Origin of the sequence: Sinorhizobium sp. NFACC03 (genome assembly GCF_900103435.1) — a bacterium.
In the GTDB taxonomy this organism is placed as follows: Bacteria; Pseudomonadota; Alphaproteobacteria; order Rhizobiales; family Rhizobiaceae; genus Ensifer.
Genome location: NZ_FMXF01000030.1, coordinates 1 through 17,377, shown reverse-complemented (window position 1 = coordinate 17,377; position 17,377 = coordinate 1). Strand labels below are relative to the sequence as shown.

Sequence of the window (17,377 nt, the reverse complement as noted above, 5' to 3'; positions counted from 1 at the left end):
CGGCCTACGCTCTGCGATGGTAACGGATGGTGTTGAACTGCGCCGTCAGCGCGTCATACATCAACAGCCGACCGACCAGCGGTTCGCCGAAACCGGCGATCACCTTGATTGCCTCCATCGCCTGGAGCGTGCCGATGACGCCGGTCAGGGCGCCGACGATGCCCGCTTCGGCACAGGAGGGCACGACGCCGGCCGGCGGCGGTTCCGGGAAAAGATCGCGATAGGAGGGGTTCGGCCGCCCATCGCTGCCTGCCTTGTACGGCATCAGCACCGTCAGCGATCCGTCGAAGCGGCCGACGGCGCCGGTTACAAGCGGAATGCCGACCGCGGCTGCCGTATCGGCTGCGAGATAGCGCGTGTCGAAATTGTCCGAGCCGTCGATCACCAGGTGATATTGCCGGAACAGCGCCTCGGCATTGTCGGGGTTAAGCCGCAGCCTGTGTTCGTCGACGCTGACATGCGGGTTGAGTGAACCGATCGCTTCGGCTGCTCGCTCGACCTTGGCGCGATCGATGTCCTCGGTGCGGTGAATGATCTGCCGCTGCAGGTTCGAGAGTGCAACGATGTCGTCGTCGACGACGCCGATCCGGCCGATGCCAGCGGCCGCGAGATAGACGAGCACCGGGGCGCCGAGCCCGCCGGCGCCGATCACCAGCACACGTGCCGCTTTGAGTTTTTGCTGCCCCGCGCCGCCGATTTCCGGCAGCACGATATGGCGGGCGTAGCGGGCGATCTCCGATTGGTCGAGCTTGTTCTCACCGGTCATGCAACATCCTCCTCATCCCGCTCGGCCGGGTGGCCGATCGATTCTCAAGCGAGAGCGGATGCGGGCGGAAAACCACACACACTTTTCCCCATCCGCTCTTGCTTATCCCGTAACGCTCCCGTGCGAAACGGTCAGGAAGCGGCCGCGATCGCCAAGTGCGTCGAACATCGCCTGGTCCGTTCCCGTCATGAAGGCCTGGCCGCCGAGGCCATCGACGAGGTCGAACAGCGCCGCACGCCGGTTGACGTCGAGATGCGCGGCGATCTCGTCGAGCAACATGATTGGCGCGTGGCCAGTCATGTCGCCGACGAGGCGCGCATGCGCCAGCACCAGTCCGACGAGCAGCGCTTTCTGCTCGCCGGTCGAGCAGCGTGCGGCTTCCATGTCCTTGTCCCGATGACGCACCAGCAGGTCGCTTCGGTGCGGCCCATCGAGCGTCCGGCCCGCCGCTGCGTCGCGCGGCCGCCCGTCGCGCAACATTGTCAGATATTGCTCTTCGAGATCATAGGCCGGGCGATGGCCCTCGTCGTCGAGAAAGCCGGACAGCGCCAGGCGGGCGGACGGAAAAACGCTGTCATCGACGTTCCGCTCGACGAGCGCGGTCAAGAGGCCGAGCATCTCCTGCCTTGCCAGCGCCATGGAAACCCCGAGACCGGCCATCTCTCGCTCAATTGCGGTCAGCCAGGACGGATCCGGGCGAAACTCGCTGAGCAGCCGGTTTCGGCTTCGCATCGCCCGATCGAATTCGCTGGCGCGTCGGCCATGCTCAGGATCGAGCGAAAGCACCAGCCGATCGAGGAAGCGCCGCCGGTCGGCCGAAGGCCCGGTGAAGAGCCCGTCCATCGATGGCGTCAGCCAGAGAACGCGCAGGTGATCCGTCAGTTCGTCGACGGTTGATGCCGGAGTTCCGTTGAGCCGCAGCCGCCGGGATTGGCCCTCGGTTACCCCGGCGGTGCCGGTGCCGATTTCGACCGGCCCCTCCATGCCCTCGACCTCCGCAAAGACGGAAAACCCGTCGCTCGCGCCGACGCGGGTGACGTCGGCGTAAGCCGCGCGCCTCAAGCCTCGTCCTGGCGAGAGGAAGGAAACCGCTTCCATCAAATTGGTCTTGCCGGCGCCGTTCTCTCCCGTCAGCACCACATGGCGCTGGTCGAGCTCCAGCGAGAGAGCCGCATAGTTGCGGAACTCCGTGAGCTTCAAGCGGTTGAGAAAGACCTTGTGGGGCATGGGCAAACCGGATTCGACGTTGGGCGCCAGCTACAGCGCCGCGCGTCATATCAGACGCGCAAAGGTCGCTGTAGCACTTTGAATTGCTGCATGTCTTCGTCCTTAAATCGAGGTCGATTTAAGGAGACATGCAGTAGGACGAAAGCGTTGGCCAAGGCAAGACGAAATGGCCAGCGCGTCGATATCGCCTGGGATAGGTCGATATCGGCAGGGGATAGGCGACAAACCCCTTGAATCAGGTGCTTTTCTTGAGCGCCTCGGTCAAATATGACAGTTTCATGACAATCCACGGATGGATATATTTGTAATGCTGGCTTGGTTCCGCAAACTGCTTCCCCGCGAAGATCGCTTCTTCGACCTTTTCGCAAAACACGCGCTCACCGTTGTCGGTGCCGCCGAAGCGCTCGACAGGCTGCTTGCCGGTGGCGACGACATGGAGAAACAGTGCGACCGGATCGTCGCGCTTGAGGATGAAGCGGATCATATTACTGGCGAAGTGCTCCTGGCGGTGCGCCGGTCCTTCATCACGCCCTTCGACCGCGGCGACATCAAGGACCTGATCCAGTCGATGGACGATGCCATCGACATGATGCACAAGACGGTCAAGACGATCCGGCTCTACGAGCAGAAGACATTCGATCCGGGCATGCGCGAGATGGCGACGATCATCGTCCAGGCCGCGCATCTGATCGGCGAGGCCATTCCGTTGCTCGACCGTATCGGCGCCAATCACAATCGCCTTATCGCCATCGCCGAGGAAGTTACCCGCATCGAGGGGCGTGCCGACGAATTGCACGACCTCGGCCTCAAGGATCTCTTCCGCCGTCACGGCGCCAGCAACCCGATGGCCTATATCATCGGCAGTGAGATCTATGGCGAGCTCGAAAAGGTGATCGATCGCTTCGAGGACGTCGCCAATGAAATCAGCGGCATCGTGATCGAGAACGTCTGATGGATGCGACGCTCGCCTTTCCGTTGCTCGTCGGGCTGATCGGCATCGCGCTGTTCTTCGACTTCCTGAACGGTTTGCACGACGCTGCCAACTCGATCGCGACAATCGTCTCGACGCGGGTGCTGAGACCGCAATACGCGGTCATCTGGGCAGCCTTTTTCAACTTCATCGCCTTCCTGTTCTTTGGCCTGCATGTGGCCGAGACGCTCGGCAAGGGCATCATCGATCCCGGCATCGTCACGCCGCTGGTGATCTTTTCGGCCCTCATGGGGGCGATCGTCTGGAACATCGTCACCTGGCTCTTCGGCATTCCGTCGAGTTCGTCGCATGCGCTGATCGGCGGCCTCGTCGGTGCCGGCCTTGCCAGCACCGGCTTTAGTTCCATCGTCTGGACCGGTCTTCTCAAGACCGTCGGCGCCATCTTCATGTCGCCGGCGATAGGCTTCTTCCTGGCCTTGCTCCTGGTGTTGATCGTCTCCTGGATTTTCGTGCGGCAGACGCCCTTTGCCGTCGACCGCACCTTCCGCGTGATGCAGTTCGTTTCCGCGTCGCTCTATTCGCTCGGCCACGGCGGCAATGACGCGCAGAAGACCATGGGCATCATTGCCGTTCTGCTCTTCTCGCAGGGCTATCTCGGTTCGGAGTTCTACGTGCCCTTCTGGGTGGTCATAACCTGCCAGGCGGCAATCGCGCTCGGCACGCTGTTCGGCGGCTGGCGCATCGTGCACACCATGGGCTCGAAGATTACCAGGCTCAATCCTATGCAGGGCTTCTGCGCCGAAACCGGCGGGGCGATCACGCTCTTTGCCGCCACCTGGCTCGGCATTCCCGTCTCGACGACGCACACCATCACCGGTGCGATCATCGGCGTCGGTGCGGCGCGGCGCGTCTCGGCGGTCCGCTGGGGGCTTGCCGGCAATATCGTGATTGCCTGGTTCATCACCATGCCGGCCGCGGCGGCGATTTCGGCGCTCGCCTATTTCCTGATCGATCTGATCTTCTGATCGAAGCGAACAGCGTCTCCCGCTTCAATCGGTGGGAGACGTGCATCATTTCTCGATCCGAGGCGCGGGGCTGTCCCGCCCGCCCTGATGCAAGGTCAGGCTCCCGGCGCGGGTGCCGGTTACGGTGAAGCTGATCTGCGCATCGATAAGCTTCGCAAAGAAACGGTGTTCGGCCTCCGGAAAGATTTCGATCCGATCCTGTCCCGTTGCCTGGGCAAACAGCCGATCTCCATCGCGAAAGATCGTCAGCTCGAAGCTGGGGGCCAGCCGATAGGTGCCGACATAGGCGTCATAGCTCGTCGGATCGACGGTTATCGCAGTGCGCCTGACATTTGCCGGCGCAAGCGGAGCGTTGCGGTTGAGCAGGTGTTGGCCGATATCGTCCACGCCGACCTCGGTCGACGCATTGGAGAGGGCGACGACGCCGATACCGGTCGACGGTCGGTAGCCGACGAAGGACCGATAGCCGCCGGTCCCGCCATTGTGCCAGATAATCTGCTCGTCGCCCTTGCCCGAGATCACCCAGCCGAGTGCCTGCTGGTCGTCTCCCCCGTTGCCGAGCGGCTGCCGGGTCGCAAGTAGCATGGTGAAGGCCGGCGCCAGCGGCGATGACGTTTTCCCCATGGCCGCCTCCAGGAATATCAGAAGATCGTTCGTCGTGGAGCGCAGCGCGCCGGCTCCTTGCAGCGCGTTGAGATCCCAGTCTCTCACCGGCTCCAGCGCCGCATTGTGGCCTGTCGCCCGCCTTTCGGGCCAGTCGGGCTGCGACGAGATCGCCGTGTCCTTCATGTCGAGAGGCGCTGTGATGCGGCTGATGACGAGCTCCTCGTAGGAAAGGCCGGCCTTCAAGGCGAGCGCGTGGCCGAGAAGCCCGGCGCCGAGATTGGAGTACTCGTGCTCGACGCCAGGGCGCCGCAGCGGCTTGTGATGGGACAGGAAGGCATAAAGCTTTGCGGTGCCGTAGTCCGCATACGGATTGCTTGTGTCTGTCGGGTTCAGATTGCTGGGTAGCCGCGGCAGGCCGGACATATGCGTCGCCAGGTCCTTCAGCGTGACCGGCTCCTCCTTGTCGTCCGGCATCGCCACACCTGGCGGAAGCAACGTGGAGACGGGCGTGTCGAGGCGCAGCGTGCCTTTTTCAATCGCGTCCGCGAGCAACAGCGCGGTGAAGACTTTGGTGACCGAGCCGATCTCGAACACGGTCCGTCCATCGACCGGGCGCGGGTCACCTTTGGCCGGATGGCCATGCGCTACGATGCGTCGTCCATTGGCATCGATGATTCCGACGACAATGCCGATCGACTGCTGCTGCTTGTCGATTCGATCGGTCAGAATATTCAGGATTTCGGCATCGGTCGGGGCCGTGGAGAGGGAACCCGCATGGGCGGTGGTGCCAAGCGTCATGGCGACGATCCAGTTCAGAAAGAAGGTCCGCATGATGAGAAGATAGGAAACCAATCTTTGGTTGCGATGGGTGCGAAGCGCATGCCAGCCGATTTCGATCAAGCTTCTGTCGAGACTCGATCGGCAATCGGCGAGATACCGTCACCGACGGCGATTACGCCGGGGTTGCGGAAACGCTTCATGGATCCCAATAGGGCGGATCGCCAAAGGCTTCCTTCAGATGTTGGGCGATGGCTCGGAGCTTGGCGGAGACGCGTCGTCCTTCCGGATGCGCCATGTAGATGAATTCGGGCTCCGGACGCAGCCCGACATCAATCTCACGCAATTGCCCTTCGCGCACCGCGGGGCCGGCGATGAAGGCGGGCAACAGCGCGATGCCGAGCCCGGCGACGGCGGCGTCGTGCATCATGTCGCCATTGTTCATGCCGAGGGCTAGGCGCGCCCTGACGATCGTTGCACCGGAAGGTCCCTCGAACCGCCAATCGGCCGCACCGCGATTGGTGTAGAAGACGCCGCGATGGCCTTCGAGCTCGGTAAGCGACGCCGGTGTGCCGTGTCGTTCGAGATAATCGGGCGAGGCGACGAGCAGGCGCCGGCTTCTGGCAAGTTTCCAAACCACCAGGCGGGAATCGGCGATCACGCCGTGGCGGACAATCGCGTCGTAGCCTTCCGAGGCGGCATCGACCCGCCGGTCGTCGAGATCGAGCGTCAGTTCGATTTCCGGATGGCGCGCCAGGAACGGATAGAGCGCCGGGCCGAGATGCCGGCGGCCAAAGCTGACGGGCGCGGCGATCCGAAGCGGCCCCGTCAGCTGTCCGCGCCGCTCGGCAAGGTCGCTCGCGGCCGCCTGCACCTCGCTGACGATCCTGACGGCGCGCTCGCGGAAGGCGATGCCGTCCTCGGTGAGCGTCAGCTTGCGCGTCGTGCGATGGAGGAGCGTGGCGTTGAGCCCGCGCTCCAGTTCCGCCACGCGTTCGCTGACGACGGATTTCGACAGGCGCAGGCGCCGCGCCGCTTCACTGATCGAGCCAGCTTCGGCGACCGCGACAAAGGCGGTTATTCCCTCGATCTTCACCATCGTTCGACTTTTCCGAATTCGAGTTCCACAATTGGAAGACTAATCCGAACGATCGTTTTCCGCCATAACTGTCTGCATTCGAGGACGACGGTTCCAGCCTACCGAGCCGATCTCCTCTTCAACCCAACAAGAGGACTTTCATCATGTCTCGTTTGCAGAACAAGACGGCACTCATCACCGGCGGCACCAGCGGCATCGGTCTCGAAACCGCACGCCAGTTCATCGCCGAAGGCGCAAGGGTCGCCGTCACCGGCACCAATCCGAAGAACATTGCCGAAGCCCGCGCCATTCTCGGCGACGGCGCGCTGATCATCGAGGCCGATGCCGGCAATGTCGCCGGCCAGGCCGCCGTCGCTGAAAAGATCCGCGCCGCCTTGGGCACGCTCGATATCCTGTTCGTCAATGCCGGCATCGCCAAGCTGCAGCCGATCGAACAGTGGGACGAGGCAAGCTTCGACCGCTCGCTCGCCATTAACCTCAAGGGTCCGTATTTCCTGATCCAGGCCTTGCTGCCGGTCTTTTCCAAACCGGCATCGATCGTGTTCAACACCTCGATCAACGCCCATATCGGCATGCCGACCTCAAGCGTCTATGCGTTGACCAAGGCAGGGCTGCTGTCGCTCGCCAAAACGCTCTCCGGCGAACTCCTCGGCCGCGGCATCCGTGTCAACGCCGTCAGCCCCGGCCCGATCCGCACGCCGCTGCATGACGGCCATGCCCCGACGGTGGAGGAAAATAAGCAGGTCGTCGATGCGATCGCGGCGCAGATCCCGCTTGGCCGCTTCGGCAACGCAAGCGAAATCGCCAAGGCGGTCGTCTTCCTCGCCTCCGACGAGGCTGCTTTCACTGTCGGCGCCGAACTGATCATCGATGGCGGCATGGCGACGCTCTGATCACGGCTCAACTCTAACGAACAGACAGAAGCGCCGCGTGTTCAATCGGAGGCGCGGCGCTTCCCGTCGTCTTCGGCCGGCCGTTGGCATCGCCGGTAGGCAGGAGTATATTTCTGCAATCTAATGGAATGCATTCAGTCGCAAGAAATCGACATAGACCGAACACCGATCAGATCCCAGGAGGAGACGATGACGAGTGTGAGATGGATGATGAAGGGGCGCGAATTCATACATTGCAACTGCGCCTATGGCTGTCCTTGCCAGTTCAATGCATTGCCGACACAAGGCCATTGCAGCGCCGTCGGCGCCTTCGAGATCGAGGAAGGCTATCACGGCGATACGCGGCTCGATGGGCTTCGTGGCGGCCTGATCGCCGCCTGGCCGGGCGCCATCCACGAGGGGAGGGGGCAGGTTGTGCCGATCGTCGATAGCCGCGCTTCGGCCGAACAGCGCGGTGCGTTGCTGCGCATCATGAGCGGCGAGGATACGGAACCGGGTGCTACCTTCTTCCAGGTCTTTGCGACGACCTTCGAAACCATGCACGAGCCCGTCTTTGCCGAGATCGATTTCGAGGTCGATGTCGGCGCGCGCACGGCGCGGCTGAATGTGCCGGGCTGGCTCGTCGCTCGCGGCGAACCCATCCTCAATCCGGTGACTGGCGCCGCCCATCAGGCGCGCATCAATCTCCCTCAGGGGTTCGAATACGACGTCTGCGAAGTCGGGCGCGGATGGGCCGATACGAAGGGGCCGCTGACCTTGGCACTGGCGGACTCGCATGCTCATTTCGCGCGCATGCACCTGACCGAAAGCGGCGTGATCCACTGACGTCGATGAAGGATACGGCGCTCGAAACCCTGCTCAGACGTGATCGCGCCATCGTTGTGGCGGCGCTGATTACGCTGACGGCGATCAGTTGGATTTACGTCCTGTGGCTGGCTTCGGCCATGGACATGACTGCGCCCCCGGCAGCCTCCGACACCATGGATATGGGTTCGGGCATGGACATGGAGATGCCCATGGACATGCCGATGAACATGCCCATGGAGGCGCAAGGGGGATCGATGACATCGATGGCGACTGCGGCCGCCGGTCCCTGGACCGCGGCAACCTTCGCCTATGCCTTTGTCATGTGGGCCGTCATGATGGTTGGCATGATGGTGCCGTCGGCAACGCCGATGATCCTGCTCTATGCGCGGGTCGGAAGACAGGCGGCGCAGCAGGGCAAGCCCTTCGCCGCGACCGGCTTCTTCGCCGGCGGCTATCTGTTGGCCTGGACCCTGTTCGCGCTGGTCGCCGTTCTCGGGCAATGGCTCCTTGATCGCGCCCTGTTGCTCACTCCGGCGCTCTCGAGCACCAACGAAGCCTTGAGCGGTGCGGTCCTCGTCGCCGTCGGCCTGTTTCAGTGGACGTCGCTCAAGGATCGTTGCCTCACGCAATGCCAGTCGCCGCTACTTTTCATCCAGAACCACGGCGGATTTCGCCGCGAGGCGGGTGCCGCCTTCGGCCTCGGCCTGCGGCATGGCCTTTATTGCGTCGGCTGCTGCTGGGCGCTGATGGCGCTTCTGTTCGTCGGCGGGGTGATGAACGTGTTGTGGATCGCGGCGATCGCCATCTTCGTGCTCGCCGAAAAGGTGGTGCCCGGCGGCCGGCTCCTGTCCCGTGTCGCTGGGGTGGTGCTCGTCATGGCCGGGCTGTGGCAGCTTGCGGCCATGACGTGAAGCTTACAGCACTGCGCGCCCCATCCGGCGCGCAAGATCGCTGTGGGAACGTGGGGGCGCTTTAGTCGCTCAGCGTATCGAAGAAATCCTTCATCCGGGCGAAGAAGCCCGTCGATTCCGGATTGTTGTCCTTCGAGGAGATCTGCTCGAATTCCTGCAGCAGTTCGCGCTGACGCTTGGTCAGCTTCTGCGGTGTTTCGATCTGGATCTGGATGTAGAGGTCGCCGGATTGGGCTGAGCGCAGCACCGGCATGCCCTTGCCCTTGAGGCGGAACTGCTTGCCCGCCTGAGTGCCCTCGGGAACCGTGACGCGCGACTTGGTGCCGTCGAGCGTGGTCACATCGAACTTGCCGCCAAGGGCCGCCGTCGTCATCGAGATCGGCACGCTGCAATAGAGATCGGCGCCGTCGCGCTGGTAGAACTCATGCGGCCGAACCGAGAGGAAAATGTAGAGGTCGCCAGCCGGTCCGCCGCGAAGCCCCGCTTCGCCTTCGCCGGAGAGGCGGATACGCGTTCCGTCCTCGATGCCCGCCGGAATGTTGACCGAGAGCGTGCGCTCTTCGGTGACACGACCCTGGCCATGGCACTTGCCGCAGGGGTCGGTGATCGTCTGGCCGCGCCCGCCGCAGGTCGGGCAGGTGCGTTCGATCGAGAAGAAGCCCTGGGCAGCGCGCACGCGACCGGAGCCGTGACAGGTGCCGCAGGTCTTCGGGCTCGTGCCAGGCTTGGCGCCGGAGCCGCTGCAGACGTCGCAGGTGATCGAGGTTGGAACGCGGATCTGCGCGGTCTTGCCTGAGAAGGCTTCCTCGAGCGAGATCTCCATGTTGTAGCGAAGATCGGCGCCGCGTTCGCGGCCGCCCGAGGAACGCCGCTGGCGCCCGCCGCCCATCATCTCGCCGAAGATGTCTTCGAAAATGTCGGAGAAGCCGCCGGCCCCCCCGCCGCCGAAGCCGTTGCCCATACCGCCCTGCTCGAAGGCCGCATGACCGTAGCGATCGTAAGCGGCGCGCTTCTGCGGGTCCTTGAGGGTCTCATAGGCCTCGTTGATTTCCTTGAAGGTCTTCTCCGCTGCCGCGTCGCCGGGGTTCTTGTCCGGGTGATACTTCATTGCGAGCTTGCGGAAGGCGCCCTTTAGCTCCTTCTCGTCGGCGTTCTTGGCAACGCCAAGCGTTTCGTAGAGATCACGTTTCATTCGTCGAAGATTATCCTGTTGGCATGCCAGCGCGAGGGCTCGGCGGCTGCCCGTTTACCTTGCCACCGATTTAGTAAACCTTGAAGCGCGATACCATAGCCCGAACGACGCTAGATGCGGTTTTTTGTCGGAAAAGTAACGTTTGCGGCGGCTCACAGCGTCCGTCGTCATTCTTGTCCGCATGAACGGCCCCTCCGGCCAACAAAAAAAGCCCGGGCGAACCCGGGCTTTTCGTCTGATCGAAGGGACGGATTAGGCCGAACGCTTGCGGTCGTCCTCGTCGTTGACTTCTTCGTAGTCGGCATCGACGACATCGCCGTCGCGCGCTGCGTCTGCTGCGGCATCCGCATGGGCGGCTTCCGTCTGCTGCGCTTCGTAGATCGCCTGGCCAAGCTTCATGGAAACTTCCATCAGCGTGTTGGTCTTGGCCTTGATGTCTTCGGCGTCCGGCTCGGAGGCTTCGACGGCAGTCTTCAGTGCTGCAATCGCGTCGGAGATCGCCTTGCGGTCGGCTTCCGAAACCTTGTCACCGTAATCCTTCAGCGACTTCTCGCTGGAGTGGATCAGGCTTTCGGCCTGGTTCTTGGCTTCGACGCCTTCGCGGCGCTTCTTGTCGGCCTCGGCATTGGCTTCGGCATCCTTGACCATCTTTTCGATGTCGGCGTCGGAAAGACCGCCAGATGCCTGAATGCGGATCTGGTGTTCCTTGCCGGTGCCCTTGTCCTTGGCCGAAACCTGCACGATGCCGTTGGCGTCGATGTCGAAGGTGACTTCGATCTGCGGCATGCCGCGCGGTGCCGGCGGAATGCCGACGAGGTCGAACTGGCCGAGCAGCTTGTTGTCGGCGGCCATTTCACGCTCACCCTGGGAGACGCGGATCGTCACGGCCGACTGGTTGTCGTCGGCGGTCGAGAAGGTCTGCGACTTCTTGGTCGGGATCGTCGTGTTGCGTTCGATCAGGCGGGTGAAGACGCCACCGAGCGTTTCGATGCCGAGCGACAGCGGCGTGACGTCGAGCAGAAGAACGTCCTTGACGTCGCCCTGCAGAACGCCGGCCTGGATGGCGGCGCCCATGGCGACCACTTCATCCGGGTTCACGCCCTTGTGCGGCTCCTTGCCGAACAACTGCTTCACGGTTTCCTGAACCTTCGGCATGCGGCTCATGCCGCCGACGAGAACGACTTCGTCGATCTCGGCAGCCGAGACGCCGGCATCCTTGAGGGCTGCCTTGCACGGCGCAACGGTGCGCTGGATCAGGTCGTCGACCAGGCTTTCGAACTTGGCGCGCGACAGCTTCATCGTCAGGTGCTTCGGACCGGAAGCGTCAGCCGTGATGAACGGCAGGTTGATTTCGGTCTGCTGCGACGAAGACAGCTCGATCTTGGCCTTTTCGGCGGCTTCCTTCAGGCGCTGAAGGGCGAGCTTGTCGTTCTTCAGGTCGATGCCCTGTTCCTTCTTGAACTCGCCGGCGAGGTATTCGACGAGACGCATGTCGAAGTCTTCACCGCCGAGGAAGGTGTCGCCGTTGGTCGACTTCACTTCGAAGACGCCGTCGCCGATTTCCAGAACCGAGATATCGAAGGTACCACCGCCCAAGTCGTAGACGGCGATCGTCTTGCCGTCCTTCTTGTCGAGGCCGTAGGCAAGGGCTGCCGCGGTCGGCTCGTTGATGATGCGCAGAACTTCAAGACCAGCGATCTTGCCGGCATCCTTGGTTGCCTGGCGCTGGGCGTCGTTGAAGTAGGCCGGTACGGTGATAACGGCCTTTTCGACCTTTTCACCGAGGTAGGATTCGGCCGTTTCCTTCATCTTCTGAAGGATCATGGCGGAGATCTGCGACGGGGAATAATCCTTGCCGTGCGCTTCGACCCAGGCGTCGCCATTGTCGGCCTTGATGATCTTGTAAGGAACCATGTCCTTGTCTTTTTGCGTGGTCGGGTCCTGGAAGGTCCGGCCGATCAGGCGCTTGATCGCAAAAAGCGTGTTTTCCGGATTGGTGACGGCCTGGCGCTTGGCCGGCTGGCCGACGAGACGTTCGCCGTCGTCGCTGAATGCCACCATCGAGGGGGTCGTGCGCGCACCCTCGGCGTTTTCGATCACCTTCGCGTCTTTTCCGTCCATGACGGCGACGCAGGAGTTGGTCGTTCCCAGGTCAATACCAATAACTTTAGCCATGTCGTTCTCTCCTTGCAGCGGACTGTCGGAACCCGGTCAGGCATTCGTAAGACAGCCCCTAACGGGATGGTCTCAGGATTTCTTCGCAGTCGAGACTGCGCCGATGCGGCGTATATAAGGACCGGCGTTTCGGACTGCAAGGCATTCTGCGGGGCGTTTGGGGGCAAATGCAAGTCCGGGATTTGCCTAGCTAGAAATGGGCTATGCGCGGCTGGTGAGAATGGCACCAGTCGCACGCTTGCAGCGCCAGTCGCGCCGGCTCAACCGCCGGTCAAAATGTCGAAGAGGGTCGTGCGGCGCGTGGCACCCGTCGTCTGGCCGACATCGGCCGGTGGTACGAGACCGCCATTGCCCTGATCGGCGCTCTGGCCATCCCATTCGCCCCCCTGGTCTACCGGGCGCTGCCCCACTGCGACCGCGCCATTGACGCCCACGGGTGCTTCCGGGAAGGCTTCCGGATCGCCGGAGAGCAAGTCGCCGGCCGGTGCGCCCACGCCTTCATCGAAGACCGGCTGCACGCCCGTCGTGCCGAAGAGCGGCGAGGGCGAGAGGCCTTCGTGGGCCGCCATCATGAAATCGTGCCAGGCCTTGGCCGGCAGGCCGCCGCCCGTGACCTTCTTCATCGACTTGCCGTCGTCGTTGCCGAACCAGACGCCGGTCGTCAGGTTCGAGGTGTAGCCGACGAACAGCGCGTCGCGGAAGGATTGCGTGGTACCGGTCTTGCCGGCCGCCTCCCAGCCCTTGAGCTGCGCTTTCTTGCCCGTACCCTTGGTCAGCACACGCACCATCATCTGGTTCATTTCGCTGACGATCGCCGGGTCGAGCACACGCGGCGGGTTGTCGTAGGTGTTTTCGTAAAGCACCGTGCCGTCGGCCTTGGAAATGCGGCGAATGACATGCGGCGTCGCCTTGAAGCCGCCATTCATGAATGGGGCATAGGCCGACGTCAGTTCGACGAGGCTGACTTCGGACGTGCCGAGCGCGATCGAGGCGTTTGCCTGCATCTCGGTATCGATGCCGAGGCGATGGGCGACCTTGACGACGTTCTGCGGCCCGACCTCCATCACCAGCTGTGCGGCGATGGTGTTCAGCGAATTGGCGAGCGCATCGGCGATCGTTACCTCGCCGCGATATTTCTGGTCGTAATTCTCGGGCGTCCAGTTGCCGATCCGGACCGGGCCGTCGTTGCGGATCGACATCGGCGTGCGGCCGATCTCGAGTGCCGCGGCATAGACGAAGGGCTTGAAGGCGGAACCCGGCTGACGCTTGGCCTTGGAGGCGCGGTCGAACTGGCTCTCTGCGTAGTCCTTGCCGCCGACGAGCGCCCGGATGGCGCCGGTGCCATCGATCGAGACGAGTGCTGCCTGCGAAGCGTCGAGCTTCTTGCCGTCGGCGTCTAGCGTGGCAGCGATCACCTCCTCGGCCTTCTTCTCGAGGTTGAGGTCAATCGTCGTGTCGATGATGAGATCTTCCTTGATCTCGCCGATCATGCCGGGAAGCTGGTCCATCACCATGTCGGCGACGTAGTGCTCGGCGCCTGACCAGTAGCTCTTGGCCTTGGTCGGGGTCTGCGACATCGCCGTCTTGATCTCGCTATCGGTGACGTAACCTTCCTCGCGCATGGCGCCGAGAACGACCTGGGCGCGTTCTTCCGCAGCCTTCGGGTCGCGGGCCGGCGACAGGCGGGAAGGGGCCTTGAGCAGGCCTGCAAGCAGTGCGGCCTCGCCGAGGTTCACGTCGCGCGCCGATTTGTTGAAATAGCGCCGCGATGCCGCCTCCACGCCATAGGCGTTGGAGCCGAAGAACACCCGGTTGAGATACATCGCCAGGATCTGGTCCTTGGAATATTTCTGCTCGAGCCAGAAGGCGAGCAGCACCTCCTGGACCTTGCGCTCGAGCGTGCGCTCCGGCGAAAGGAACAGGTTCTTGGCAAGCTGCTGCGTCAGCGTCGAGCCACCCTGCACCATGCGCCCGGTGGTGAGGTTCGTCAGCATGGCGCGGGCGAGACCCAGCGGATCGATGCCGAAATGCGAATAGAAACGGCGGTCCTCGATGGCGATCACCGCCTGCGGGATATAGGGCGACATGTTTTCCAGCGACAGCGCTTCGCCGCCGGTGGTGCCACGATTGGCGATGACGTCGCCGCTGACCGCAAGGATCTTGACGTTCGGCGGTCGCTCGGGGATCGACCAGCTCTCGGCGCTCGGCATGCGCGCGCCGTAGTAGAGCACCAGGCCGCCGACGCCCATGGCGCCCCAGATGCCCAGCACGATGCACCAGTAGAACAGCGTGCGGACAAGGCCAATGAAGCCGCCGCTGCCAGAGTTGCGCCGGGCGCTGCCGCGCTTGCCGGCTGCCTTCTTCTTGCTGTTGCCCTTCTTGCCGCTGCCCGAAGATTTGCCGCGGGGTGCCTTGCGGCTGCTGGTCACACGGTCGCTGGCCTCGACGCGAAAATCGTCATCATCGTCCTCGTTTCCGCCGAACGATGGCTCGATCCGCTGTCCTGACCTGCCGTTTGTTGCCATGCCGTTTGGATTTGTCCCTCTGCCGTCTGCGGGGCCGATTGGCTCAACCACGACGGTGACTTCGATCTCGACGGCGGTACCGGCGCTCTGCGCTCATCCGCCACGGCGACCGGGTGAACTTTAAATACGGCAATTTAAGGGGGAGTTAAGAAGCGGAACGTGAAATACGCATGGTCTTCAACAGCTTGCGTTTAAGCGATGCGCTGCGCGTGGCAGTGGGTGAGACGTCCACTCCGTTGTGCTAACGAGCCCAATATGGTCGCAACTACTGGATGGAGCTGCGCAGTGGCGTATCTTCGACCGCCACGTTCGATGCGGCAGCACCGGGCTCGGTAAAGTCGTAGAGCCATTGGCTATAGGGAAGCCGAAACAGAACCCGTTTCCCCAGGTGGTTCATCGCCACTTCCTCGCAGTCCTTCGCCTGGTAGGCCTGTCGGTCGCACATGGCGCGCGGGCTGTCCACCAGCCGGTAGTCGTGCCCTTGATAAACGAGCGCCGTCATCGCTCTTAACTTGAAGGAGCCCGGTGGCAGCACGACGAGGCGCAGGCTGGCGATCCAGGTGGCGAGGATCAGGACAACGATGATTGCGGTGGGGACCTGGAGCAATAATTTCATCTGAAAGCCTGCAATTATGGAGAGTGAATATATTTCTTCTAATATTGCTGGTCGTATATCAGGAAAGCTGAAGTAGAGTAAAAAGCTATCAAAGGTTGTGGTTTCCGGCTGGTTACCGCGCCATGCATGGCTTTCGCGTGCCGGCCCGGCGACGAGTTGTTCCCTGGCTCAGGCTCCGATCAGCGGGTCAAGATGGCTCGACCTGACGCTTCGCCTTCACGATTTTGTGCAATGCAAAAATCACGTCTTGAAATTGCTGCGACGCACGATTATTATATGACTTATCGAAGCGCTGCACCTCCTCCCGCGGCGCCCGATGCGGGTCGGTGGCACTCCTCCTCCCAGTCACCGATCAAGTTCGAGAGCCCCGTGTACCTCCTCCCACACGGGGCTCTTTTCATGTCTCGAATACGGCCGTGTTTCCCTGTATGTGGCACCTGTCGTGCGCAATTGGCGGCGCGGCGGGTTCTCGCAGGTATCGGCGCGCCATGACGTCCACCGTCTCACAGGCTTCCAAGGCAAACGGCTACATCTTCACGCTTCTGGCGATCGTCATCTTTTCGATCCAGGACGGCATCTCCAAGCATCTGGGCGCGATCTATCCGCCGGTCTTCGTCGCGATGATCCGCTATTGGGCCTTTGCACTTTTCGCGATTGCGCTGGCTGCGCGTACCAAGGAAGGCCTGAAGATCACGGCGACAACCAGGAGACCGTGGCTTCAGATCCTGCGCGGCGTGTTGCTGCCGACCCAGATCGTCATGGTGATCACGTCTTTCACCTGGGTCGGGCTTGCCCATTCGCAAGCGATTCTGGCGGCGACGCCTCTCTTCGTTGCCCTCCTGTCCATGCCGCTTCTCGGCGAGCGCGTCGGCTGGCGGCGATGGCTGGCAATCTCCGTCGGTCTCGGCGGTGTGCTTCTGATTCTGAAGCCCGCAGACGGCTTGTTCGACCGGACCTTCCTCTTGCCGCTCGGGGCGGCTCTGCTGTTTGCGCTTTATGTCATCGTCACGCGGCTCGTCAGCCGGCAGGATTCGGCGATGACCAGTTTCTTCTACACCGGCGTCGTGGGCGCTGCCGCGATCAGCCTGGTCGGCCCGTTCTTCTGGGTCACACTTGCGCCGGCGGACTGGGGCTGGATGCTGTTGCTCTGCATCACCGGATCCTCCAGCCACTACTTCCTCATCCGGGCCTATGAGGTGCTGGATGCGGTGGCCGTTCAGCCGCTCACCTACCTCCAGCTCGTCTTTGCCTCAATCATGGGCGCGACGATTTTCAGCGAGACGCTGACGGTCAACATGATCGTCGGCTCCGTGCTGGTGGTCGCCGCCGGCATCTTCACCGTGTGGCGCGAGCGCGTCGTCGCCCGCCGCCGCGCCGGCTTGCCACCGGCCTGAGCTCAGCGCCGCGTCGGCGAAGACTTGGGGAAACATGCGGGTAGCGAATCCTGCTATGGCTTCGCCTTATTGTTGTGCTCGGCTGTCGCACGACAAAAGGAGGTGGCATGAAAGAGCGCCCGCCCACTGAGAGAACGGATCACTGAGATGCAGGTGATGATCGAGGGACAGTCACGCTTCCAGCCTGTCGGCTTATCCTGTTGGGGTTTTGGAGATCTTCAACACGGGAGTTGGAAGCATGACTGCGTCCTATGAATACCATATCGGCGTCGACTACCACAAATCCTACAGCCACCTGGTGGTGCAGGATTCGGGCGGCAAAACGCTCAGATCCGGCCGGGTGAAGAACGACCGCCAGTCGCTGGGCAGCTTTCTCGAACGCTATCGCGAGAATAGCCATGCGGTTGTCGAGGCAACGCGCAACTGGATGGTG

15 protein-coding genes are annotated in these 17,377 nt (G+C 62.5%); 7 read left to right on the top strand and 8 right to left on the bottom strand.

Annotation, left to right across the window (positions count from 1 at the left end):
• Positions 1-4: 4 nt before the first annotated feature.
• Positions 5-766: a molybdopterin-synthase adenylyltransferase MoeB gene (locus tag BLU35_RS27735; protein WP_057247752.1), complete on the bottom strand. Its 762-nt coding sequence runs from the start codon at positions 764-766 to the stop codon at positions 5-7.
• Between the two features lie 102 nt (positions 767-868).
• Positions 869-1,993 carry a DNA replication/repair protein RecF gene (gene recF, locus BLU35_RS27730; protein WP_057247753.1) on the bottom strand — a complete coding sequence of 375 codons (1,125 nt, stop codon included), beginning with the start codon at positions 1,991-1,993 and terminating at the stop codon, positions 869-871.
• 307 nt (positions 1,994-2,300) lie between these two features.
• On the opposite strand from recF, the gene BLU35_RS27725 reads away from it, so the two are divergent.
• Positions 2,301-2,945, top strand: coding sequence for a DUF47 family protein (locus BLU35_RS27725; protein WP_057247754.1), 645 nt, complete (start codon positions 2,301-2,303; stop codon positions 2,943-2,945).
• Positions 2,945-3,949 (top strand): inorganic phosphate transporter, encoded by a 1,005-nt coding sequence (locus BLU35_RS27720; protein ID WP_057247755.1) that lies wholly within the window; start codon positions 2,945-2,947, stop codon positions 3,947-3,949. Before BLU35_RS27725 ends, BLU35_RS27720 begins: the two co-directional genes overlap by 1 nt.
• Positions 3,950-3,994: 45 nt before the next feature.
• On the opposite strand, the gene BLU35_RS27715 is transcribed toward BLU35_RS27720, so the two are convergent.
• Both BLU35_RS27715 and BLU35_RS27710 read right to left on the bottom strand, forming a co-directional pair.
• Complete coding sequence (locus BLU35_RS27715; protein WP_210185168.1) at positions 3,995-5,455, bottom strand: serine hydrolase; 1,461 nt, start codon at positions 5,453-5,455, stop codon at positions 3,995-3,997.
• A gap of 76 nt (positions 5,456-5,531) precedes the next feature.
• Positions 5,532-6,431: a LysR family transcriptional regulator gene (locus tag BLU35_RS27710; RefSeq protein ID WP_093235359.1), complete on the bottom strand. Its 900-nt coding sequence runs from the start codon at positions 6,429-6,431 to the stop codon at positions 5,532-5,534.
• 143 nt (positions 6,432-6,574) lie between these two features.
• Here BLU35_RS27710 and BLU35_RS27705 point away from each other — a divergent pair, with 143 nt between their 5' ends.
• From BLU35_RS27705 to BLU35_RS27695, 3 genes are all read left to right on the top strand, one after another.
• Positions 6,575-7,324 (top strand): SDR family oxidoreductase, encoded by a 750-nt coding sequence (locus BLU35_RS27705; protein WP_093235358.1) that lies wholly within the window; start codon positions 6,575-6,577, stop codon positions 7,322-7,324.
• Between the two features lie 189 nt (positions 7,325-7,513).
• Positions 7,514-8,149: a DUF1326 domain-containing protein gene (locus tag BLU35_RS27700; RefSeq protein WP_057247759.1), complete on the top strand. Its 636-nt coding sequence runs from the start codon at positions 7,514-7,516 to the stop codon at positions 8,147-8,149.
• A gap of 5 nt (positions 8,150-8,154) precedes the next feature.
• Complete coding sequence (locus tag BLU35_RS27695; RefSeq protein ID WP_093235357.1) at positions 8,155-9,042, top strand: DUF2182 domain-containing protein; 888 nt, start codon at positions 8,155-8,157, stop codon at positions 9,040-9,042.
• Between the two features lie 61 nt (positions 9,043-9,103).
• Here the strand turns inward: BLU35_RS27695 and dnaJ are convergent, their stop codons facing one another.
• From dnaJ to BLU35_RS27675, 4 genes are all read right to left on the bottom strand, one after another.
• Positions 9,104-10,234, bottom strand: a complete 1,131-nt coding sequence (gene dnaJ / locus BLU35_RS27690) for a molecular chaperone DnaJ (RefSeq protein ID WP_057247761.1) — start codon at positions 10,232-10,234, stop codon at positions 9,104-9,106.
• 252 nt (positions 10,235-10,486) lie between these two features.
• Positions 10,487-12,409: a molecular chaperone DnaK gene (gene dnaK, locus BLU35_RS27685; protein ID WP_057247762.1), complete on the bottom strand. Its 1,923-nt coding sequence runs from the start codon at positions 12,407-12,409 to the stop codon at positions 10,487-10,489.
• 260 nt (positions 12,410-12,669) lie between these two features.
• Complete coding sequence (locus tag BLU35_RS27680; RefSeq protein ID WP_093235356.1) at positions 12,670-14,934, bottom strand: transglycosylase domain-containing protein; 2,265 nt, start codon at positions 14,932-14,934, stop codon at positions 12,670-12,672.
• Between the two features lie 265 nt (positions 14,935-15,199).
• A complete protein-coding gene (locus tag BLU35_RS27675) occupies positions 15,200-15,550 on the bottom strand; it encodes a hypothetical protein (RefSeq protein WP_057247764.1) in 351 nt (116 codons plus the stop codon).
• Between the two features lie 488 nt (positions 15,551-16,038).
• Between BLU35_RS27675 and BLU35_RS27670 the strand changes: the two genes are divergently transcribed.
• On the top strand, positions 16,039-16,944 hold the full coding sequence (locus BLU35_RS27670) for a DMT family transporter (RefSeq protein ID WP_093235355.1): 906 nt from the start codon (positions 16,039-16,041) through the stop codon (positions 16,942-16,944).
• Positions 16,945-17,182: 238 nt separating this feature from the next.
• Positions 17,183-17,377: IS110 family transposase (locus BLU35_RS27665; protein WP_143033009.1), on the top strand; the 195-nt coding region annotated here is incomplete at its 3' end.